The organism is Methanosarcina sp. 1.H.A.2.2 (genome assembly GCF_000979975.1).
GTDB lineage: Archaea > Halobacteriota > Methanosarcinia > Methanosarcinales > Methanosarcinaceae > Methanosarcina.
Genome location: NZ_JJQL01000015.1, coordinates 42,479 through 63,744, shown reverse-complemented (window position 1 = coordinate 63,744; position 21,266 = coordinate 42,479). Strand labels below are relative to the sequence as shown.

The 21,266-nt window shown below is 44.3% G+C and carries 20 protein-coding genes; 18 read left to right on the top strand and 2 right to left on the bottom strand.

What is annotated here, in order from left to right:
- Window positions 1–15 precede the first annotated feature (15 nt).
- The 15 genes from EO93_RS02750 (at window position 16) to EO93_RS02680 (ending at window position 15,190) form a co-directional block, all read left to right on the top strand.
- Window positions 16–396, top strand: a complete 381-nt coding sequence (locus tag EO93_RS02750; RefSeq protein WP_048161047.1) for a cytochrome c maturation protein CcmE — start codon at window positions 16–18, stop codon at window positions 394–396.
- The gene (locus EO93_RS02745; protein WP_048161046.1) at window positions 372–1,259 is read left to right on the top strand and encodes a geranylfarnesyl diphosphate synthase; all 888 of its coding nucleotides are present in this window, start codon (window positions 372–374) and stop codon (window positions 1,257–1,259) included. Before EO93_RS02750 ends, EO93_RS02745 begins: the two co-directional genes overlap by 25 nt.
- 139 nt (window positions 1,260–1,398) lie before the next feature.
- The gene (locus tag EO93_RS02740; RefSeq protein WP_048161045.1) at window positions 1,399–2,580 is read left to right on the top strand and encodes a radical SAM protein; all 1,182 of its coding nucleotides are present in this window, start codon (window positions 1,399–1,401) and stop codon (window positions 2,578–2,580) included.
- 963 nt (window positions 2,581–3,543) lie between these two features.
- Entirely contained in the window at window positions 3,544–3,873 is a 330-nt protein-coding gene (gene ahaH / locus EO93_RS02735) for an ATP synthase archaeal subunit H (protein WP_048135999.1), read from the top strand.
- Entirely contained in the window at window positions 3,866–5,815 is a 1,950-nt protein-coding gene (locus EO93_RS02730; protein ID WP_200895058.1) for a V-type ATP synthase subunit I, read from the top strand. Before ahaH ends, EO93_RS02730 begins: the two co-directional genes overlap by 8 nt.
- 4 nt (window positions 5,816–5,819) lie before the next feature.
- Window positions 5,820–6,068, top strand: coding sequence for a hypothetical protein (locus tag EO93_RS02725; RefSeq protein WP_011024042.1), 249 nt, complete (start codon window positions 5,820–5,822; stop codon window positions 6,066–6,068).
- Between the two features lie 199 nt (window positions 6,069–6,267).
- A complete protein-coding gene (locus EO93_RS02720; RefSeq protein WP_048135994.1) occupies window positions 6,268–6,819 on the top strand; it encodes a V-type ATP synthase subunit E in 552 nt (183 codons plus the stop codon).
- 6 nt (window positions 6,820–6,825) lie between these two features.
- Window positions 6,826–7,908: a V-type ATP synthase subunit C gene (locus tag EO93_RS02715; RefSeq protein WP_048161044.1), complete on the top strand. Its 1,083-nt coding sequence runs from the start codon at window positions 6,826–6,828 to the stop codon at window positions 7,906–7,908.
- Window positions 7,908–8,210, top strand: coding sequence for a V-type ATP synthase subunit F (locus EO93_RS02710; RefSeq protein WP_048135989.1), 303 nt, complete (start codon window positions 7,908–7,910; stop codon window positions 8,208–8,210). Before EO93_RS02715 ends, EO93_RS02710 begins: the two co-directional genes overlap by 1 nt.
- Complete coding sequence (locus tag EO93_RS02705) at window positions 8,201–9,937, top strand: ATP synthase subunit A (protein ID WP_048161043.1); 1,737 nt, start codon at window positions 8,201–8,203, stop codon at window positions 9,935–9,937. The genes EO93_RS02710 and EO93_RS02705 overlap by 10 nt, the downstream gene beginning before the upstream one ends.
- Before the next feature lie 2 nt (window positions 9,938–9,939).
- Window positions 9,940–11,322: an ATP synthase subunit B gene (locus EO93_RS02700; protein WP_048135984.1), complete on the top strand. Its 1,383-nt coding sequence runs from the start codon at window positions 9,940–9,942 to the stop codon at window positions 11,320–11,322.
- 5 nt (window positions 11,323–11,327) lie between these two features.
- Window positions 11,328–11,960, top strand: coding sequence for a V-type ATP synthase subunit D (locus EO93_RS02695; protein ID WP_200895057.1), 633 nt, complete (start codon window positions 11,328–11,330; stop codon window positions 11,958–11,960).
- Window positions 11,961–11,966: 6 nt separating this feature from the next.
- The gene (locus tag EO93_RS17865) at window positions 11,967–12,140 is read left to right on the top strand and encodes a hypothetical protein (RefSeq protein ID WP_048135980.1); all 174 of its coding nucleotides are present in this window, start codon (window positions 11,967–11,969) and stop codon (window positions 12,138–12,140) included.
- Window positions 12,141–12,269: 129 nt separating this feature from the next.
- Window positions 12,270–14,576 (top strand): carbamoyltransferase HypF, encoded by a 2,307-nt coding sequence (gene hypF, locus EO93_RS02685; protein WP_048161042.1) that lies wholly within the window; start codon window positions 12,270–12,272, stop codon window positions 14,574–14,576.
- A 158-nt stretch (window positions 14,577–14,734) separates the two neighbouring features.
- Entirely contained in the window at window positions 14,735–15,190 is a 456-nt protein-coding gene (locus EO93_RS02680; RefSeq protein WP_048135976.1) for a DUF1699 family protein, read from the top strand.
- 81 nt (window positions 15,191–15,271) lie between these two features.
- Here the strand turns inward: EO93_RS02680 and EO93_RS02675 are convergent, their stop codons facing one another.
- A complete protein-coding gene (locus EO93_RS02675; protein WP_048161041.1) occupies window positions 15,272–16,771 on the bottom strand; it encodes a hypothetical protein in 1,500 nt (499 codons plus the stop codon).
- An 845-nt stretch (window positions 16,772–17,616) separates the two neighbouring features.
- Between EO93_RS02675 and EO93_RS02670 the strand changes: the two genes are divergently transcribed.
- The 3 genes from EO93_RS02670 (at window position 17,617) to EO93_RS02660 (ending at window position 21,074) form a co-directional block, all read left to right on the top strand.
- Window positions 17,617–18,408, top strand: a complete 792-nt coding sequence (locus EO93_RS02670) for a corrinoid protein (protein WP_048161040.1) — start codon at window positions 17,617–17,619, stop codon at window positions 18,406–18,408.
- A gap of 85 nt (window positions 18,409–18,493) precedes the next feature.
- Window positions 18,494–19,528: a uroporphyrinogen decarboxylase family protein gene (locus tag EO93_RS02665; RefSeq protein ID WP_048161039.1), complete on the top strand. Its 1,035-nt coding sequence runs from the start codon at window positions 18,494–18,496 to the stop codon at window positions 19,526–19,528.
- 241 nt (window positions 19,529–19,769) lie between these two features.
- On the top strand, window positions 19,770–21,074 hold the full coding sequence (locus EO93_RS02660; protein ID WP_235284084.1) for an MFS transporter: 1,305 nt from the start codon (window positions 19,770–19,772) through the stop codon (window positions 21,072–21,074).
- Between the two features lie 2 nt (window positions 21,075–21,076).
- Here the strand turns inward: EO93_RS02660 and EO93_RS18050 are convergent.
- The coding region (locus tag EO93_RS18050) for a hypothetical protein (protein ID WP_235284083.1) at window positions 21,077–21,266 on the bottom strand (190 nt) is incomplete at its 5' end.

Genomic DNA, 21,266 nt, shown 5'->3' with positions numbered 1-21,266 from the left:
ATACGGGGTTTTAAAATGAATAAAAGAAAGAAATCCTTGCTTGCAGTTGCGTTTATTGCTGGTATATTTCTTATAGGGTTATATGGAGTTGACTCTTCAGACGGATACCTTGCGGTATCTGAGCTTCTCTCTGACCCTCAGAGCTATGTCGGACAGAATATAAATGCCATGGGAATTGTAGAGAATGGGAGCCTTGAAACGTCTCCTGGTATGACATCATTTGAACTGAAAGACGAAAATGATGAAAACCTTAAGATACATGTGAATTATGTAGGAAACCTTCCTTCCAATATTGCCGAAGGAAAACAGGTGACCATCAGCGGATCAATGGTTTCCGAATCTACGTTTGAGGCAAATAAAATAGTTACCGGATGCCCGTCAAAGTATACGGAGTAATATTGATGAATATTGAAGAATGGGACGAATACAGATATGTAGAAGCCGGGATCGAGGACTCAATTGCCCGAATAGAGGACCCCGGCTTAAAAAAAATGGTTGGGCATGTCTGTCATTCCGGAGGAAAACGAATTCGACCAATTATCCTGCTTTTGGTCAGCGAGATCTGTTCAGGCTCATATTCCCGGAGCCTTAATGCAGCCCTTGCCGTTGAAATGATGCACTCGGCTTCCTTAATTCATGATGACCTGCTGGACCAGGGGCTTATCCGGAGGAACCTGCCTTCTGCACCTGAAAAATTCGGGCCTTCCAGAGCACTGCTCTGTGGAGATTATCTTATTGCAAAATCTATTGCATTCATTTCCCCTTATGGAGAAAAGGTAATTCGAGATTTCGGAACGGCGGGAATGGATATGGCGGAAGGAGAAGTTCTCGACCTGAAGCTTGATGACGATAACTTCGGAGAAAACGAGTATTTAAAATGCATCTATAAGAAGACAGCTTCTCTATTCGCAATCAGTGCATCCATTGGGGCTTATACTGGAGGAGCTGATGAGGCTCTTGCGGAGCGTTTTAGCTTCTTTGGGAATTCCCTGGGAACTGCATACCAGATTGTTGATGACATCCTTGAATTTCTGGAAGTGGTCGAGGGCAAGGAATCTAAATTTACGTCTGAAACCCTGCCGCACATTTACATGAGGGACATGTCAAAGGAAGAAGCCTTAGAGAAGTCTATAGATTCTGTAAGGCGGCATGTTAGTGCCGCAAAAGAAACCCTTAGAACATTCCGGGAATGTCCGGCAAGGGATAAGCTTTTCCAGATTACTGATTATATAACTATAGACATGATTCAGAATATCTGATTTAGTTCTACTCATCCTGAAAAATGAATTGACTCTGTCGAATTTCTGTATCTAGAATGCCATAAATAATACCATTTAGTTTCCTATTTATACCCTTAAAAGTTTTCAGCTTTTGACACTAACTTTATCAGGTGTATCCATGCGAGTATACGATAGTCCGGTGATTAAGGTAAATGCCAGTACAGATAACGAAAAGATGGTGCTCGAGGCAGAGGGCCCTCTTTCCCAGCTTGCAAAACCCTTTCTGAAACGTATAAACAACATTTTTGCTGAAGAAAAACCCATTTCCGTGAGTGAAGACGAGATTATTTTCTCCACATGGATTCCTCCTATCCCGGGTCCTATTTTCAGCCGGGTCATAAGTGCTGAAATCGCAGCAATAAGAAAAAAGCGTGTTCCTGATCAGTTTTCAATAGGGATTACCGCCCGCTGTCCAAACCGCTGTATTCACTGCGGGGCAGCCGATATCCAGCCGGAAAGGGAACTGACCCTGGACGAGATCTGCAATGTCGTGGATCAGAGCCTGGACCTTGGGACCTATATGGTTTCCTTTGATGGCGGAGAGACGATGCTCAGAAACGACCTTGTTGAGATGGTTGCCAGGGTGGACAAGACAAAGGCTATTGCTACATGTTTTACGTCAGGTTTCAAGCTCTCTGAGGAAAGGGCAAAGGCACTTAAGGCTGCGGGACTGTACGCTGCCAGGATCAGCATTGACAGTCCTTTCGAAGCTGAGCACGACCGGGTCAGGGGCAGGACCGGGGCATACCGGGATGCAATAGAGGGAATAAAAAATGCAGGTGCTGCCGGAATCCTTACTGACATGTTTGTGGTTGTTTCTCCGCATAATATAGATGATCTTGAGGAGTTCTATTCCCTTGCAGCCGATCTGGAAATGAAAGAGATGTCGATCTATGAGATCATTGCAGTAGGGCGCTGGATGGAACATGAGGATGAGGTCATAAGCGAGAAGGACGTATCAAGGCTTAAGACATTCCAGAAAGCCATGAACAGCAAACCCGAAGGGCCGAGAGTCACAGCTTTTCCTTATTTTATGGGTCCTGAACTTTTCGGATGCTTTGCCGGCAGGCGCTGGATGCATGTCGCTTCGGACGGAGAGGTCATGCCCTGTGCATATACTCCCCTATCGTTTGGCAATATATGCGAAGAGCCTCTGGAAACTATCTGGAAACGCATGGGGAAGCACAATGCCTACAAGAAGGATGACGCCGCCTATTGCATGATGCGAAACCCTGACTTCCGGAAGGAGTATATACATACCATTCCGAAAGGGGCCAAAATTCCTTATAAGCTTAAGTAATTCCTTTTTAATGCCCTTTTAAAGGGGCATATATTTATTTCTGGCTTTTTTGCTCCCTTTGGGGTTTCTTCTTTTCATGGATTTTTTGACCTTATTTCTTCTTTTGTCTCTTTCTCCCGTCATATCTTCCTGTAATATTTTTCTGCATTTTTAGGGCTTGATGGGAATTTTTTAATTATTATTTTTTCATTTTCATTCTAAACTTTTAGGGGGGAACAAAAGCTTTATTTCTACTCTTCTTCTTAAATCACTCTCTTTTATCATCGGATCCCACGCAGTAATTCTCATTCAGGGAGTTTTGTTCGCATGTTCTAAATTAAAATATCTATTTAAACAGGAGGTCAATCTCTTCAAAATAATTTCTGTATTTCTATGAGAAAAAGGTTCACATCACGTGAATATACAGTATATATTTTAGCGAACTGTCTAATCTCTCACTCTCAATAAATTCATTTTTTTCTTTTTTAAAATCGCTTTAAATTTCTTATATCTAAAAGACAATGCTGTATGTGTTTTAAGGCTGAATTCTTGTATGCAACTTATTTTATAAAGTCTTAAGTCAAAGCTGAAAATTCATATTTATTTTAAAATGACCTTGAAATCATCTATTAAAACATTAATTCGAATATTACTTTCATGGCTTTGCTCTTCTTTTATACAGGCAGGGTTTAGTATTTTTTTCCAATCAATTATATTCTACTGTTTCTATTTAATTATTTTTTACTGTTCTATTTAATCTTTTGGATTTAAACCATATATTTTGTTATTTATATTTTTAAATTTCTTAAAAATTTCCTGCAAATTCTATATATCATGATTAATCATTATGTTTACTCCCATCCTTTTCGATAAAACCGAAGCTGTTATATAGTTCTTTCGCGAAGGATTTGTTAACTACCTCCATTGGAGTAGGGATTTTTAATTATTAATTTATATATTAAATTTTGAGAGACGGAGATTCACATGGCTAAAAATGAAATCTTATCCGAAATAAAAAAAGCGGAAGAGAGCGCTAAATCAATGGTTGACGATGCCATTGATTCCAAAAACAAGCGTATCTCCGATGCTCGGGCCGAAGCCAGGGAAATCCTGAGACAGGCCGAAATCGATGCACATAAAGCTGCACAAGACTCTTTTAAAGTAGGTGAAGAAAAGATCCTGGAGGAAAGAGATAAGATCGTCAACGATGGTGAAAAAAACGCATTAGCCATGTCCCAAAAAGCTCAAGCTAATATCGACAAATCCGTCAATTACCTTGTACAGGAGTTTGAGAGGGCGGTCCTTAATGAGTAGACCTAAAGAGATGACAAGGGCCGTTATTGTCGGGCATAAAAGCATTCTAAAAGACACCATCGATTCATTGCATGATACGCATCTCTTTCATATTGAAGATTTTGTCGAGGACGAGTCTGGTTTTAAGATCAGCAAGCCATTTAAAAACGCAGAAGAAGTCTCAAAAAAGCTTGTGAAGATCCGTTCCATCTCCAATTATTTGGGGATTGTAAAAAAAGAACCGGTAGTTCAGAAAACTGACTCTGTTCTGCGCGACCTTGATTCGAAGCTGGATGAGCTGGACAGGGCAATTACAACTAAAACAGAATCAATTGCCCAGCTTGAAAATGAGTTGAAAGACCTGGATTCCCAGAAGAGGGAGCTCCTGCCTTATCTGTCCATCAATCTCGACTTTGATGATTACCGTGGCTACGAGAGCCTTAAGGTTTTCGCGGGTACTATAAAAGGAAGCCTGGATGGAAGTCAGATTTCGAGCATCACCAAAGCTTACGAGCTGTACTTTGACCCTCAATCAAAAGCGGTTGTACTGTTTGTAGCCAAAAACGATGCCGACAGAGTCTACGAATTACTTCAGAGTCTTGGATTCAGAGATCTCAGAGTTCCGGAAAGAGGTGGTGTCCCAAGCGAGCTGTTAAGATTTATCGAACAGAAAGAAGCCGAAGTCACCAGAAAGACCGAGTCCTTAAGGGCTGATATCGAATCCTTGAAAGTCAAGTATACCGATTTCATCCTTGCAAGTGACGAGGTCTTGAGCATCGAGAGTCAGAAGGCAGAATTGCCTCTAAGGATAGCTACATCTGCAAACACATTCATAATCGAAGGCTGGACTCCAACCGAAAATTATGATAAAGTTGTCAGTACAGTCAACAGTGCCACTAATGGCAAGGCATACGTCACAAGCCTCGAAATTGATGAAGAGGAAGAGGAGCATGTCCCTGTTGAATACAACAACTCAAAAATAGCAGCGCCGATGCAGCAGATCATGGACCTGTACTCCAGGCCCAAGTATACTGAACTCGATCCATCCTCAGTGATCTTAATAACTTTCCCACTGATGTATGGGCTGATTCTCGGAGACATCGGATATGCAATGATACTGGGAGCAATTGCACTGGCTATCAAAAAAGCAGTAAAGTCAGATGCGGTGAAGCCTCTCATGGATATTCTGATCTATTGTCAGATATCAACATTTATATTCGGAATTATTTATGGCGAGTTCTTAGGATTCTCGTTAGCAAGTCTTCATACAGCACATGGTGTACTTCCAGGCCTGATTCCGGGTTGGGAAACTATTGTTCTGTTTGAAGGGCTCGGTGGCGAGGAATTTACGTTCCCTGTCCACAGAACTCACATGGTAATGACTATGATTGCAACAACTGTCGTAATAGGACTGCTTCAACTGAATCTCGGGTACCTTCTCGGATTTTCAAACATCGCAAGGCACCACGGAATAAAGCATGCAGTTCTTGAAAAAGGCAGTTGGCTTGTTATTCAGCTCGGTGTACTCGTTGCAGCAATCGGCTACCTTGGCGGCAATTCAGGACTGACTTACGTTGGTGCTGGTATTCTGGTTCTCGGAATTGTGATGCTCACCATAGGTGAAGGTATCAAAGGCCCGATTGAGTTGCCATCTCTTATGGGTAATGCATTGTCTTATGCCCGTATTATCGCAGTTGGTCTGTCTTCGATTTACATCGCTTCAACGGTCAATGATATTGCTTTTAAAATGATCTGGGTGGATCACTCCAAGATCAGTTTCTTAGCAGTAGCTGCAATACTCGTGTTTATACTCGGACATGGCCTTAACTCTGTCTTGAGTATCATCGCTCCCGGACTGCATGCACTCAGATTGCAGTACGTAGAGTTCTTCGGAAAATTCTACGAAGGCGGGGGCAGAAAGTACAACCCATTCGGATACATAAGAAAATACACGGAGGAATAAAAACATGGTAGGAGAAGAATTAATCAGTGGACCTTTCCTGGACGCAGATGGAATGAAAGCACTCGGTGCAGCACTCGCAATCACAGTAACTGGGCTCGCATCTGCATGGGCTGAAAAGGAAATCGGCACCGCAGCAATCGGCGCTATGGCAGAAAACGAAGGGTTATTCGGTAAGGGACTTATCCTTACTGTCATTCCTGAAACCATCGTTATCTTCGGTCTTGTCGTTGCATTGCTTATCAATTCTGCTTAATTTAAGAGCGAATTCCGCTCTTAAATTTCTTAGAGCATCACTCTGAGCTTCTCTGGGTGTTTTTTCCTTACCAGGCAGAGCTGGAGTGATTCTGTGCTCTAAGTTTCCCCTTAGGTATCGTTGCACTCTAAGAAGCTTAGAGTTTCTGCTCTAAGCTTTAGAGCACTTTTTTGCTCTATATTTATTTGGAGGTGTAAGCATGGGACTAGAGATCGTTATAAAAGACATCCAGGAGGGTGCAAGAGCCGAGGTTTCCCGTATAAAAACCGAAGCCGATGCAAAGGCATCCGAGATTACTAATGAGGCTAAAGAAGTACAGAAGAAGATGCTCGGGGACAGCCTTGCCAAGGTGGAAGAGGACCTCCAAAAGCTGCACCAGCAGGTTATCTCAAGTGCAAACCTGGAAGTAAAAAGAATTACGCTTAATAAGCGCAAGGAACTTCTAGATAAAGTTTATAGCCAGACCGTTGAAAGCATCAAGTCAATGCCGGCGTCCAAAAAAGAAGAGCTATTGAAGCATATTATCACCAAATATGAAGCTAGCGGCGCTAGAATTTATTCTTCTAAGGCTTCTGAAGAGACTGCCAGGGAATTATCTTCATTAAGTTATTCTGGTAATATAGACTGTATCGGCGGCGTTGTTATTGAAAACGAAGACGGGACAATCAGGTTAGATTTCACATACGATTCAATCCTGAAAAACGTGTATGAGCGTTCATTGAAGCAGATATCTGATAATCTATACGGGTGATGTTAGATGCGGCTTTTGGAGAGACTCTGGGGGACAAAACCCTCCCGAAAATCCGATAAGAAGAAAAAAGGCACTTCTAACTATGCTTATGCCGTAACCCGTGTCCGTGCGATGAAGAGTAAGCTGCTTCCTAAAGAAACGTATCCACGGCTTCTCAATATGGGGATTGATGAAATCACCCGTTTTATCCAGGAATCTGAATACAAAAACGACGTTGACGAACTGGCAATGAAATACAGCGGTGGCGATCTGGCAGAACATGCATTAAACAGGAATCTTGCGCTCACCTATGATAAGTTGCTCAGGATCACCTCAGGAGAATTGAACTACCTGATCACTGCATATCTTAGAAGATATGACATCTGGAATATAAAAACGCTTCTCCGTGGTAAAATTTACAATGCACCCGTTGAGGACATCCTCGAGTCTCTGATTTCTGCCGGGGAGTTTACCTATACCCTCCTGTCAGAACTTGCAGCCAAGGCCACATATCAGGAAGTCATTGATGCCCTGAAAGAGACCGACTACTATCCCCTGCTGCAGGAGTTTGACGGGACCAACCTGGCATATATAGAAAACGAGCTCGACAAGGCGTATTATTCAAGCCTGTTTGATGCAATCGGAAAACCAAGATCCAAGGACCGTAAACTCTTTGTCAGATTCATCAAACTCGAAGTCGATGTCAAGAACCTGGGTACCCTTTTCAGGTTGAAAAGAGCAGGAGTCGAGAAGTCTGATGAGATCATGCCCCTTATGATCGAAGGTGGCCTGGAGCTGAAGTCCGAGAAACTGGCACCGCTTCCTTATGAACAGTTTATCGATGAACTTCGAAAAACTCATTACTGGGATGCAATTTCAAGTGTCGAGGGTCTGGAGACGGCTTCTCTGACTATCGTTGAAAGCAGGCTCATAAGGTACTCTCTTGAATCTGCAACCACTTATTCGCATGTATCTCCGATCTCAATTGTAACTATTATGGACTATATTATCCATAAAAGTAATGAGGCCAACAACCTCCGGATTATTTTCAGAGGCAAGGAGGCTGGTCTCGATGATACACTAATTAAAGACCAGTTGGTGGTTATCTAATGGAATTAGCAGTGATCGGAAAGAGCGAGTTTGTCACTGGATTCAGGCTGGCGGGTATCAGAAAAGTCTATGAAGTCGTTGATGTCCCAACCACTGAGTCCGCGGTAAAATCGGTGCTTGAAGATAAGAGTATCGGGATTCTTGTAATGCATAATGATGACATTGGTAATCTGCCGGAACTTTTAAGGAAAAACTTGAATGAGTCTGTCCAGCCCACAGTAGTAGCTCTTGGAGGCAGCGGAGCGGGCTCGAGTTTAAGAGATAAGATAAAACAAGCGGTAGGTGTTGATCTGTGGAAGTAAAAGGTGAAATTTATCGTGTGTCTGGGCCTGTCGTCACCGCCATCGGCTTACAGGCAAAAATGTATGACCTGGTCAAAGTCGGTAATGAAGGTTTAATGGGTGAAGTCATCCAGATATTAGGGCCCAAGACCATCATCCAGGTATACGAAGAGACCGCAGGCATCAAGCCCGGAGAGCCCTGTTATTCTACAGGTTCGTCTCTATCCGTGGAACTTGGTCCGGGTCTTCTTTCTAGTATTTATGATGGGGTTCAGAGGCCTCTGCACGTCCTGCTTGCAAGTACGGGCGGTTTCATTGGCAGAGGTGTTACTGCAGATGGGCTTGACCACAAGAAACTCTGGGAATTCAAACCCATTGTCAAAAAGGGCGATTCCGTAAAAGGCGGAGATGTAATCGGTGTTGTACAGGAAACCGTGAATATTGAACATAAGATCATGGTGCCTCCCGACATCTCCGGTACAGTTGCCGACATCAAGAGCGGGAACTTTACGGTAGTAGACACAGTCTGTACCCTCACTGATGGGACCGAATTGCAGCTGATGCAAAGGTGGCCTGTCAGGAGACCCAGACCTGTGAGGGAAAAACTTACTCCAGATAAGCCTCTGGTTACAGGACAGAGAATCCTTGACGGGCTTTTCCCTGTGGCAAAAGGCGGAACTGCTGCAATCCCCGGACCTTTCGGATCGGGAAAGACTGTTACTCAGCAGCAGCTTGCAAAGTGGAGTGACACTGAAATTGTGGTCTACATCGGCTGTGGTGAGCGCGGAAATGAGATGGCAGACGTTCTGAGCGAATTCCCTGAACTCGAAGACCCTCAGACAGGCCGCCCACTGATGGAGCGTACTGTTCTTATCGCTAACACTTCAAACATGCCTGTGGCTGCAAGAGAAGCATCTGTGTACACCGGAATTACCATTGCAGAATACTTCCGTGACATGGGATTAGACGTCTCCCTTATGGCAGACTCCACCTCCAGGTGGGCAGAAGCTATGAGAGAAATTTCCTCCCGTCTGGAAGAAATGCCTGGTGAAGAAGGTTACCCAGCATACCTGTCTGCAAGGCTGGCCGAGTTCTACGAGCGTTCCGGTGTTGCTGAATCTCTCAACGGTGCGAAAGGTTCTATTACTGTCATTGGAGCAGTATCTCCACCTGGCGGTGACTTCTCAGAGCCTGTTACGCAGAACACCCTGCGTATCGTGAAAGTGTTCTGGGCTCTCGATGCCAAGCTGTCTCAGAGACGTCACTTCCCGGCTATCAACTGGCTGAACAGTTACAGTCTGTACAAGGAAAGCCTTAACGACTGGTTTACAAATAACGTAGCTCCTGATTATGTGGCTATGAGGGAAAGGGCAATGGGGATGCTTCAGACAGAATCCGAACTGCAGGAAATCGTGCAGCTCGTAGGTTCCGACGCTCTGCCAGACGATCAGCAGCTTTTGCTTGAAATTACCCGTATGATCAGGGAAATCTTCTTGCAGCAGAACGCATTCCACCCAATAGATACCTACAGTCCATTCTCTGAGCAGTACAGGATCATGCAGGCAATCATGAAGTTCGGTGATGCTGCACAGGAAGCTTTGAAATCAGGTGTTCCCGTCTCGGAAATTATCAAGATGGACTCTAAAAATGAGCTTCCCAAGGTCAAGTTCGAGGAGAACTTCGATGCTTCTATGAATGCTGTCCTGGCAAAGATGGATAAAGAGTTTGCATCCCTGAGAGGTAGGTAAACATGGTAAAAGAATATAAGACAATAACTCAGATTGCAGGACCTCTAGTCTTTGTTGAAAAAACAGAGCCTGTAGGCTATAAAGAAATCGTTACTGTCAACCTGCCTGACGGAACCACCCGCAGAGGCGAAGTGCTGGACTCTTCAGCGGACATAGTGGTTATCCAGATTTTTGAAGGTACTACTGGTCTGGACAAGAATTGTGGTGTAGTCTTCACAGGGGAAACCCTGAAGCTCCCTGCATCCATCGACCTTCTCGGAAGGATCCTTTCAGGTTCAGGAGAACCTCTTGACGGCGGGCCCAGGATTGTGCCTGACCAGCTTCTGGACATCAACGGAGCTGCAATGAACCCATATGCCAGGTTGCCTCCAAAGGATTTCATCCAGACTGGTATCTCCACAATCGACGGAACAAACACCCTGGTTCGTGGACAGAAGCTGCCTATTTTCTCCGCCTCAGGTCTCCCACACAACGAAATCGCCCTGCAGATCGCAAGGCAGGCGGCTGTGCCTGGATCAGAAGCGGCTTTCGCAGTAGTTTTCGCAGCAATGGGTATTACCAATGAAGAAGCCCAGTACTTCATGAGCGACTTCGAAAAGACCGGGGCTCTTGAAAGGGCTGTGGTGTTCCTGAACCTGGCAGATGACCCTGCTGTCGAACGTATCGTCACTCCGCGTATGGCTCTGACTGCAGCTGAATATCTAGCATATGAACACGGCATGCACGTTCTTGTCATTCTGACTGATATTACCAACTATGCAGAAGCTCTCCGTCAGATGGGCGCTGCCCGTAACGAAATCCCTGGACGTCGTGGGTATCCGGGTTACATGTACACTGACCTTGCAACTCTTTACGAGCGTGCAGGTATTGTCAAAGGCGCAAAGGGATCAGTTACTCAGATTCCGATTCTTTCTATGCCTGGTGACGATATTACCCACCCGATTCCTGACCTGTCCGGATATATTACTGAAGGCCAGATTGTGGTTTCAAGAGAACTGCACAGAAAAGGTATCTATCCGCCAATCAATGTGCTGCCGTCCCTGTCAAGGCTGATGAACTCCGGTATCGGAGCAGGCAAGACAAGGGAAGACCACAAGGCCGTTTCTGACCAGATGTATGCAGGTTATGCAGAAGGGCGTGACCTGAGAGGTCTCGTGGCTATCGTCGGTAAAGAAGCTCTGTCTGATAGAGATGTTAAATTCCTTGAGTTTGCCGACCTCTTCGAACAGAATTTCGTTACACAGGGCAGAAACGAAAACAGGACAATTGCAGATACTCTGGACGTCGGATGGAAGATTCTTGCACACCTACCTGAAAACCAGCTGGGTAGGATTGACAACAAGTACATCCAGAAATACCATCCTGCACACAAAAAGGGTCAGTGATTGTCATGGCTCAAGACGTAAAACCAACTCGGTCGGAGCTAATTGAGCTCAAGAAGAAAATCAAGCTCTCTGAAAGTGGGCACAAGCTCCTTAAGATGAAGAGAGATGGTCTTATTCTTGAGTTCTTTAAGATTCTTAACGAGGCAAGGAACGTCAGGACAGAGCTGGATGCCGCTTATGAAAACGGCGTGGGAAAAATAAATCTCGCCTGTGCTGTTAACGGAATGGTTGCTGTTAGGTCAACTGCTTTTACAGCAAAACAATCCCCCGAAATCCAGCTTTCAGGGCATAACATCATGGGTGTTGTGGTGCCAAAGATCAGCTCTACTGGAGTTCGCAAATCCCTCTATGAGAGGGGTTACGGTATCATCGGTACAAACTCGTATATCGATGAGACTGCAGAAGCCTATGAGGATCTGGTAGAGAAGATTATTACCGCTGCAGAACTGGAAACAACAATGAAAAGGCTTCTTAATGAAATTGAGAAGACCAAGAGGCGTGTAAACGCTCTCGAATTCAAAGTTATTCCCGATCTCATTGCAACCATGAAGTACATTCGTTTTACCCTTGAGGAGATGGAAAGGGAGGGTACTTCCCGGCTGAAGAGAGTCAAGGAGAGAATGAAAAATCAAGCTTGATTCGAAATGGCAGGATGCGACGATCAATCAAATATGATTGAAAGAGCGGTACTTAAACTGGGTGAACCCGAAAACCAGGCTCGTCTGCTGCAGGCAGCCTGGCTGATCTCCCTTCTAATGATGGTTTTCGGGTTCATTATTATCTTAAAAACGATCTTTCCAAATTTTACCGTAACCTGAACTTCAGGGCGGTTATTTTTTCTGAGTTCGGCACAACATATTATTTTTTTAGGATTATTATTTCTCTTTCTCTGGTCTGCTTATTATTAGAAAGCTATTTTAACGACGAATATCAATCCTAATTTCCTTATGCAAAACGAAGCCAGACTTCTTCATGTGACCGGCACAGTGCAGGGTGTCGGCTTTCGCCCCTTCATATATCAGCTTGCAAAATTCCACAGGCTTTCAGGGCACGTGAAAAATCTTGGAAACCATGTGGAGATCCTTATCGAGGGAAAAAAGGCAAACCTTGAAAGTTTCCTTAATGACCTTCCTGAAAAAAAACCTCCACTTGCCAGGATTACGAATATAGAAATAAATACTGTCTCTTTTTCTGGCTGTCCGGAGTTCGTTATCATTCAGAGTGAACCCGGAACGTTTGAAAATTCCATAATTCCTCCTGATACGGCTATCTGTGAGGAATGCAGGCTGGAGATCTTTGATCCTTCTTCCAGGTACTATCATTATCCTTTTGCCGTCTGTACAAACTGCGGCCCTCGCTATACAACAGTTCGTGCCCTTCCCTATGACCGGGAAAATACTACAATGGCAGATTTTCCTCTTTGCAGGGAATGTGAAGTAGAATATACTGATCCTCTCAACCGGAGGCATCATGCCCAGCCTGTCTGTTGTCCGAAATGCGGGCCGGAAATCTGGCTTTCGGATTCTCAGGGAAAAGTGCTCGCAAAGAGTTATGAAGCAATTGCAAAAGCTTCTGACCTTCTCCAGCAGGGCTCAATTCTTTCTGTCAAGGGGTTCGGAGGTTTTCATATCGTCTGCAATGCCCGAAAGGAAGAGCCCGTGCAGGAGCTTAGAAGGAGACTTGGGCGTTCGGAGCAGCCTTTCGCGGTAATGGCAAAAGATCCAACGGTTGTCGAGTCCTTTGCAGAACCTGGAGATGCAGGTCGGAAATGCCTCATATCTTTCCGCCGCCCTATAACCGTGCTTCCCAAATCAAAGGAGTTCAAACTGGCAGAATCAGTTTCTCCGAACCTGCATAACATTGGGGTCATGCTTCCCTATACAGGTACACAGAACCTGCTTTTTGACCTCATGACGGATTCTGTATACGTTATGACTTCGGCAAACCTTCCTGGAAGGCCCATGGTTGTTGAAAATGAGGAAGCACTTGAAAAACTCAAAGGGATTGTGGATTTTCACCTGCTGCATAACAGGGTTATTGCAAACAGGAACGATGATACGGTTATCCGGGTTGTGAACGGAAAGAAGGCTTTTATCCGGCGTTCCAGAGGGTTTGTTCCTGAACCTGTGGAGTTGCCTTTCGAAGTTGGAGCTTCTGCGGGAGTAGGAGCTGAAATGAACTCGACAGTAACCCTTGCAAAAGGAAAATTGGCTTACATCTCCCAGTATATCGGAAATACCAGCTATGTGGAAACCTTCAGGTATCATTCTGAGGTTTTCCAGCACCTGTCCCGGCTTACGGGTATAGACCCTCTCAACTGGGGTTGTGACCTTCACCCTGCTTTTAGTACAACCCGTCTTGCAATGAGCAGGGGTGGTAAAAAAACACTTCAGGTCCAGCACCACTACGCCCATATCCTTGCCCTCATGGCGGACAATTCTCTGCCAGAAGACTCTCGGGTCCTGGGAATTGCCCTTGATGGAGCCGGGTACGGCAGGGATGGCACAGTCTGGGGAGGGGAATTTTTGGGGTCCTCGTATTTCGGATATGAACGCCTGGGAAATCTGCTGTCTCAGCCTATGCCCGGGGGAGACCTCGCAGTAAAAATTCCTTCCCGCATGGTTCTTGGTATGCTTTCAGGGAGGCTTGGAGAAGCAGAACTGGAAAAACTTCCTCTTTACTTTCCCAGAGGCAGGCAGGAATTTTCTACAGTTATGCAGCAGCTTCAAAGAAATATCAATGTTACTATGAGCAGCAGTGCAGGGAGAGTGCTGGATGCAGCTGCAGCGCTTTTGGGCATATGCAGAATGAGGACTTATGAGGGAGAGCCGGCAATGAAGCTTGAGTCTGCAGCAAAGAAAAGTGTTCACAGACTAGACCTCCCTCTGGTTTTCAGAAAAGGGGGAGAATCCGGAGCCCATGTACTTGATACGACTGAGCTCCTGCTGGGGGTTTATGAACTCTCCGGGGGAATGTATTCCCCTGCGGATCTTGCGTTTGCCGTTGAAGAGAACCTTGCAGAAGGAATCTCGGAAATTGCCATCTCCCTCGCTGCGAAAAATGGGTTTGAAAAGGTCGGTCTGAGTGGAGGGGTTGCCTACAACGACCATATCACCTCATGCATTGCAGGAATTGTGAAGGAAGCAGGCTTTGAATTTCTCACACACCGCCATGTTCCGTGCGGAGACGGTTGCATTTCCTTTGGGCAGGCTCTAGCAGCCGGGCTTAGAACAGATTCCGAAGGAACTCAATGATGTCAGAAGCACTTAATTCCGCCGACAGGAAATTTTCTTTTGCCCTTATGATGGTTCCTATCTGGAGCTTACTAATTCAACATACTGAAATTTGATCCGAAAAACAGAAATACAAAATTAAATAAATGATCCATGCTTACATAGGAGTGGGAGCATAAATGGGGCTAGGTAGTATACGGATTAGAGTGGTAACCAGCAGGGATGAAATCCTTAACCTGGAACACGGGGAGAATGCAGTGCATCTTGCTTTTAGGCCCTCGGACAGGGATCTCTTCAGTCTGGTCAAGACCTGTCCTGGAATTGAAATTCTTCAGCTTCCCGCATCTTCCTATGATGGACTTTCCAAATTTATTAAAATGTACCTTGAATCTTCAGGAATTCACCTGGTAAAGGGGGATGTCAGCGGGCACTGGCATGACCTTAATAATTATTTTGTAATACCTTCTTATGTGCTTGAAAAGATAAAGGAACTGGAGGTTCAGGGGAGAACTGAAGAAGAAATAATCGGGGAGATAACAAGTCTCAGGAAAATCAGCCCTGATATGGTTCTTCACCTGCTTCATAGTTCTTTTCTTACTACATGCCCCGAAAGGCCTGGACTGAACAAAATTTAATCGATTTTAAACAAATGTTATATAAAGAAAGTCTTTTTGTTAAGGAAGTTTTTTTGTTAAGGAACTATTTTAATTTCGGGCTTACAGGCGTTTCCACCATTTCTTTGAGGCTTTCTGTTCTTCTATCTGTCTTAATCCTTCAGCTTCAAATTTCTGCTGCATTCTGTACTTCCTGTTTTCGTCATTGAGCCTGGAAACTTCTTCTTCTTTGCTTACAAGTGTTCCTTTGATCTGTTTAATTAACTCGTCTTTTTCCCTGAGCTGCCCTGCCAGTTTTTCTTCTCCTTCATATCCTGAAAGTTGTTTTTCAAGCTTTTTGACTTTCTCGTTGCTTGCGGCAAGCATGGCTTCTAATGTGTTTATCGTTCTCTCTTTTCCGGTGAGTTTCTCTTCAATACTCTTTACTTCCCCACTCTTTGCAATAACCTCTTCGGCAAGAATCTTAAGGTCCTTATCCTTTACTGAGATGCTTTCTTCAAGTTTTTCCATGGTGCTTTCTTTTTCCAGGAATTTTTCATGAAGGGCTCTTATTTCCTCAGCTTTTACTTTGAGTGCTCTATCAAGGCTATTTCTTTCATTTTCTTTTTCACTCAGCTCTGACTCAAGTTTTCCTATTTCCGTATCCTTATCGGCAAGTTTTTCAAGGAATTCCTGAAGCTTTGAGTCCTTTTCCTGAATCCCCGTTTCAAAAACACTTATAGCCTCTTCTTTTTCGTTCAGTTTAAGTTTAAGTCCTTCAATAATGCTGCTGTTTTGAGTAATCCGGCCTTCGAGTCCTTTTATTGCTTCATCTCTTTGAATAAGCTGATTCTCCAGATTCTTTACAGCTTCATCTTTTTTAGCAATGTTGTCCTCAAGGTTTTTTATTTGTTCGTTCTTTTCAACGATCCCCTTCTCAAGTTCCCCCAGTTTACCTTCCTTTTCGAAGACAAGCTTTTCAAGTTCTTTGAGTTCTACTGTTTTGCCTGTGAACTGTGCATCAAACTCTTTTATTCTCTGCAGGCTTTCTTCAAGTTTTATTTCCAGGCTTTTTAACTCGGTATCTCTGTTTGAGAGCTGGGTGTAAAGAGAAGTTATCTCGGCTTTTTCTTTACTTTCCTCCATTGATGGAGTAAAAGAAATATCTTTTTCAGGACAATCTTTTTTGGACTCAGAGGTTTGAAGTTCTTTTATTTCCGAAAGAAGGCAGAGCTGTCCTCTTGTGTTTTCACAGATTTCAGCCCAGGCAAGAATTGATGCTATTGGCGTCATCCTCTTAAATACGCTATCTCCGATCTTGCAGCCGTAGACTTTACTGGCAATATAACCTTCCATAGTATTCAGATCAAGGTTCGGATCTCCCAGCCTGGAGTTTGTTGCATTTCCTTTCTTCGCCTGCCCCCTATTTTCCTGCAAAAAATTAATGGCTTCGGAAAATATCTTCCAGGGGAGAAATGGCTGATTTTTCAGGTTATCAACGTAGATTCCGTCTTCTTCAGCTCGGGCTTCGAAGAACTGCTTCCCGCTCATAAGTGGAATCTTTACCGGATTTCCTTTTTTATCAAACTTGTTTTTTATTTTTGCAACAACAGGGTCTTCCATGCATGGGCCTCTCAACAGTCTTAGTTTCTGGGATATAATAAGTATAACATTTAATAAAAGTTATGTTATTTCCTATTAATTTTATAAAGCAGAGAGTAAGTGATTTGCAAACATCAGATGTATTCTCCGACACGCCAGGTTATTATCTGTAAGGAATTTTTAGTTTGGAGGGTCCCTGCACTGCCGAAAACTCTGGAGCATAATAAAAGGTCCTCGAATGCCTACTAAAAGGTCCTCGAATGCCTACTAAAAGGTTCTCAAATTGAAGAATATGACTTAAAACAGCAGGCTGAAGCCCGAATATCCGTTCTCCTCTCGATACTTATATATACTTTGTAACTATGAGGAAGGTCAGTTACTAAATATAAATCTGAAATTTATATTTATAGTTCTATTTGGAATTCAATATCAGACCGAAAATCAACACCACGCTGGAAAATCAACGTCGTTGATATTATAAATGGGGCTATTAATTCATCAAAGCTTGAAGGTTTTATAGAGAGATACTTCAAAAATTAACCTGTTTATTTTTCAGGGGCTCTTTGTTTTTTAAATGGTTGCTCATTATATTGGATATATATAATTTTTAATATATACAGTGCTTTTTTTATCAGGACCGTCTTTTTATTAAAGTTATGAGTTTTTACGATGACGGTTATTATATCTATTTTTGAAACTTAGACTTGATTGCTTTCTGTGAAACATGGAGAAGATCCGGATCCTTCCCCTCTATACCTTCAGATGAATATGTGCAGTATCAATAGTGCATTGTCATGCATGCGGTTTCAATAGTGCATTGTCATGTATGCAATGTCATGTGAACAAATCGAATCAGAGGTGCAGAAATGGATGATTTACCGGAAGAAGTCCGAGAATTGATTGAATCCCTGGACGAAGCTACAGAAGATGAGGATGAAGACACAATTGAAGAGCTCACCCGGAAGCTTCTGGACACAGGGATTGACATGAAGCCTATCACCCTTGAAAAACTCTCTCTCCTTGTTATGAACGGCGAGGAGGAAATGTCCGCTGGCTGGACAAGGGTGGCACTCCAGGTCGGCCTTGATCCACTCAAGACCCTTCTCAAAGGGCTTGCTGCAGGCATGAGTCTTATCGGGGAAAAATATGCAAGAGGAGAGGCATATGTGCCCCATCTCTTGCTTTCTTCCTCTGCCATGTACGGCGGGATGGATATCCTTAAACCGTATCTGAAGCAGGATGAAAGCGGTGCAAAGCCTGCTACAGTGGTTATTGGATCCGCCGAGGGCGATATCCACGATATCGGGAAGAACCTCGTAAAGACCCTGCTCAGTGCAAATGGCTTCAACTGCGTGGACCTTGGAAATGACGTCCCGGCTGATCAGTTCATCGAGGCCGCAAAGGAGCAAAGGGCAACGGCGCTTTCTATAAGCACCCTGATGACTACCACAATGGGTGAGATGCCTAAGGTTGTCAAGATGCTCGAAGATGAAGGCATCAGGGACAAGGTTCTGGTAATGGTAGGTGGAGCCCCGATTACGGCTGAATATGCGGCGCAGATCGGTGCGGATGCATCTCCAGATGATGCTATCGGTGCAGCAAATTGGTTAAAAGGGGCCATTTTTGACTTCGCTTCAGAAGCTGAGAGATGGGGCTAAGATTTCTTTCTATATTTTTCATATTTTGATTTCAAATATTTAAAAGTAAAAACTGGCATATATTCTATAAAATTAGGTGATAAAAATGGTTGCTGAGATGACGTCCCGTGAAAGGGTTCTTGCAATGCTCGACAGGAAACCTGTTGATAGGATTCCGGTAATTCCCGGCGTTGCAATGCTTAAGGAGTATGTTGAAAAGACTGGTGCAGTTTGGCCTGACTTTCATTCCAACGCGGAGATGATGGTCGACATCGCGAGCTGTGCTCATAAGTATGCAGGTGTTGACAACCTCGTCGTGGCCTTTGGTATGTTTGTTGAACCGGCTGCTACCGGGCTTGATGTGAAGATGGGAAGGGTTGACATCCACCCCTCCGTCAGGGGCACTTATAAAAAACCGGAGGATGTGAAGTATGACGATTTCCTTGAAAACAAGTTTGTCAAAACCACAATAGATGCACTTAAACTTGCAAAGGAAAGATACCCTGATGTTGCTCTCTATTCCCTCATTGAAGCTCCAATTACCCTTCTCGGAGACTTGATGGGGGCTGAAAATCTTGCCCTGCTTAGCATCAAGTGCCTTCATAAAGAAAAACAAATGGAGAAAATGCAGGAATGGCTTTCCGTGGCTCTCGATATCAGCAAGATCTATGCCGAAGCCTGTGCTGAAGCCGGAGCTGACGTCTTTTATTGTTCCGACGCGTCAGCATCCCCGAACCTCGTGATGCCTGAGTTCTACTACGAAGTAGCAGTTCCGGCAGAAAAGGAGCTTGGAGACTTCTTCCAAAAGCAAGGATGCCGGTGGGAACTGCACATCTGCGGAGATACAACCCCGATTGTTGAAGGCATGGCCGCCACCGGAGCAAATTGTCTCAGTATTGAGCAGGCAGTCAATATGAGTGAAGCTACGAAGATTGCAGGTGATGTTCCGGTGATCGGAAATGTGACTCCGCTCCTGATGGTTAATGGTACGGAAGAAGAGATCATTGCAGAAGTCAGGCAGGGCCTTGATGGTGGTGCAAAGGGAAGCAAACTTGGATGTGGAACTCCACCTCTCAGCACTAATGATAGGCTCGTTACCTGGGTCAAGGCAGTAGCAGACTGGTCTGCAGAAAACCTCTGATCCGGCGCCAAAAAAGTATGTGTGAAAAACCTGCATAGTGAACAAGATCATTTTTTAGTATATTCCTAAAAAGAGAGGGGCTTGAAAATATGGTTTTCCTTTAATCAGGATTCCGGAAGTTTCAGGCTCCCACTTCTTTCACTTATATCCTTAATTAATTTTATTGTGAGCGATAGCTATGGGGATTAATATAGAAAAAACTAGTAAAGTTTTGAAGTATCGCTGGATAGTTTTCACTATCTTGGCACTTGCATACTTCTTCGTCTACTTCCACAGGGTGTCAACCGCAGTGGTTGCGTCTGACATTATGAGCACTTTCGGAGTAGGGGCTGCATCTATCGGGCTGCTAGGCTCCGCTTATTTCTATGCATACACTGCCATGCAGCTTCCTAGTGGGATACTCAGTGACAGCTGGGGCGTTAAAAAGACCGCCGGTGTCTTTACCCTCTTGGCTGCTGCAGGAGCGATTCTCACAGGTGTTGCTACTAACTTCACGATGGTACTAATTGGAAGAATTTTCATAGGGGTTGGTGTGGCAATGGTCTATGTCCCCGTAATGAAGGTTCTTTCGATATGGTTCAAGAAGAACGAATTTGCTTCTATGTCCGGTCTCCTGGTTTCAATCGGAAACGCCGGTGCTCTTAGTGCTGCAGGTCCGCTTGCTATAGTGGCAACCTTGCTCGGGGACTGGCAGAAAGTGTTCTTCCTTCTCGGGGTATTTTCTATCCTGTTGGCAGTAGCTATCTTCATGTTTGTGAAGGACAAGCCCGAAGATATGGATTGTCCCTCTATTCCTGAAATCGAAGCCCATGAGAATGGTGAGAGGTATATCCCTCCAAAGGCCGCTGAAAAGATTTCAATGGGAGCTGCCCTCAAGCAGACCTTCGGTTCCGGGATGAAGTTCTGGCCTATTTCAATCTGGTTCTTTTTCATGTACGGAAGCCTTATGGTCTATCAGGGCCTCTGGGGTGGCCCGTTTTTCAGGGATGTGCTCGGCTGGGATAAGGTTACTTATGCAGGTGTCCTTTCCTTCGTTGCCATAGGCATGATCTGCGGATCCCCGATTGCAGGGTACCTCTCGGACAAGGTGCTCAAGTCCAGGAAGAAAGTTTTACTTATAGGCACGGCTGTTTACGTCATCCTCTGGGGCGTGCTTTGGTTACAGGCAGGTAACATCACCAGTACCATGGCATACACCATAATCCACTTCCTCTTTGGGTTCTTTGGTGGTTTTTGTGTTGTATCATATGCTCAGGTCAAGGAATGGTTCCCGGCTTCAATAGCAGGCACTGCAATTGGTGCATACAATATTTTTCCCTTCCTGGGTGGAGCAATCCTCATGACTCTAACAGGGAAGATGATGAACGTTGCTAACGGGTCCATAGCTACCGTAGCCCAGTACAAGTCTGTCTGGTTACTGATGTTTGGATGCATGATCCTTTCATTCCTCTGCCTTTTAGTCTCTAAGGAGATGGGTGTGGGAAAGGTAATTGTAGCTGGAGAAATTGCTGACACATATGACGTGCCACCAAGTTCGGACCAATAAAATTACTGAAAAACGTCCTCAAAACTAATTGAAAAACGTCCTAAAAAACTAATTGAAAAACGTCCTAAAAAACTAATTGAAAAACGTCCTAAAAAACTAATTGAAAAACGTCCTAAAAAACTAATTGAAAAACGTCCTAAAAAACTAATTGAAAAACGTCCTAAAAAACTAATTGAAAAACGTCCTAAAAAA

What these genes read in the sequence shown, in the direction of transcription:
- EO93_RS02750 (WP_048161047.1), top strand. Translation starts at nt 16, where the DNA reads ATGAATAAAAGAAAGAAATCCTTGCTTGCAGTTGCGTTTATTGCTGGT.
- EO93_RS02745 (WP_048161046.1), top strand. Translation starts at nt 372, where the DNA reads ATGCCCGTCAAAGTATACGGAGTAATATTGATGAATATTGAAGAATGG.
- EO93_RS02740 (WP_048161045.1), top strand. Translation starts at nt 1,399, where the DNA reads ATGCGAGTATACGATAGTCCGGTGATTAAGGTAAATGCCAGTACAGAT.
- ahaH (WP_048135999.1), top strand. Translation starts at nt 3,544, where the DNA reads ATGGCTAAAAATGAAATCTTATCCGAAATAAAAAAAGCGGAAGAGAGC.
- EO93_RS02730 (WP_200895058.1), top strand. Translation starts at nt 3,866, where the DNA reads ATGAGTAGACCTAAAGAGATGACAAGGGCCGTTATTGTCGGGCATAAA.
- EO93_RS02725 (WP_011024042.1), top strand. Translation starts at nt 5,820, where the DNA reads ATGGTAGGAGAAGAATTAATCAGTGGACCTTTCCTGGACGCAGATGGA.
- EO93_RS02720 (WP_048135994.1), top strand. Translation starts at nt 6,268, where the DNA reads ATGGGACTAGAGATCGTTATAAAAGACATCCAGGAGGGTGCAAGAGCC.
- EO93_RS02715 (WP_048161044.1), top strand. Translation starts at nt 6,826, where the DNA reads ATGCGGCTTTTGGAGAGACTCTGGGGGACAAAACCCTCCCGAAAATCC.
- EO93_RS02710 (WP_048135989.1), top strand. Translation starts at nt 7,908, where the DNA reads ATGGAATTAGCAGTGATCGGAAAGAGCGAGTTTGTCACTGGATTCAGG.
- EO93_RS02700 (WP_048135984.1), top strand. Translation starts at nt 9,940, where the DNA reads ATGGTAAAAGAATATAAGACAATAACTCAGATTGCAGGACCTCTAGTC.
- EO93_RS02695 (WP_200895057.1), top strand. Translation starts at nt 11,328, where the DNA reads ATGGCTCAAGACGTAAAACCAACTCGGTCGGAGCTAATTGAGCTCAAG.
- EO93_RS17865 (WP_048135980.1), top strand. Translation starts at nt 11,967, where the DNA reads ATGGCAGGATGCGACGATCAATCAAATATGATTGAAAGAGCGGTACTT.
- hypF (WP_048161042.1), top strand. Translation starts at nt 12,270, where the DNA reads ATGCAAAACGAAGCCAGACTTCTTCATGTGACCGGCACAGTGCAGGGT.
- EO93_RS02680 (WP_048135976.1), top strand. Translation starts at nt 14,735, where the DNA reads ATGGGGCTAGGTAGTATACGGATTAGAGTGGTAACCAGCAGGGATGAA.
- EO93_RS02675 (WP_048161041.1), bottom strand. Translation starts at nt 16,771, where the DNA reads ATGGAAGACCCTGTTGTTGCAAAAATAAAAAACAAGTTTGATAAAAAA.
- EO93_RS02670 (WP_048161040.1), top strand. Translation starts at nt 17,617, where the DNA reads ATGGATGATTTACCGGAAGAAGTCCGAGAATTGATTGAATCCCTGGAC.
- EO93_RS02665 (WP_048161039.1), top strand. Translation starts at nt 18,494, where the DNA reads ATGGTTGCTGAGATGACGTCCCGTGAAAGGGTTCTTGCAATGCTCGAC.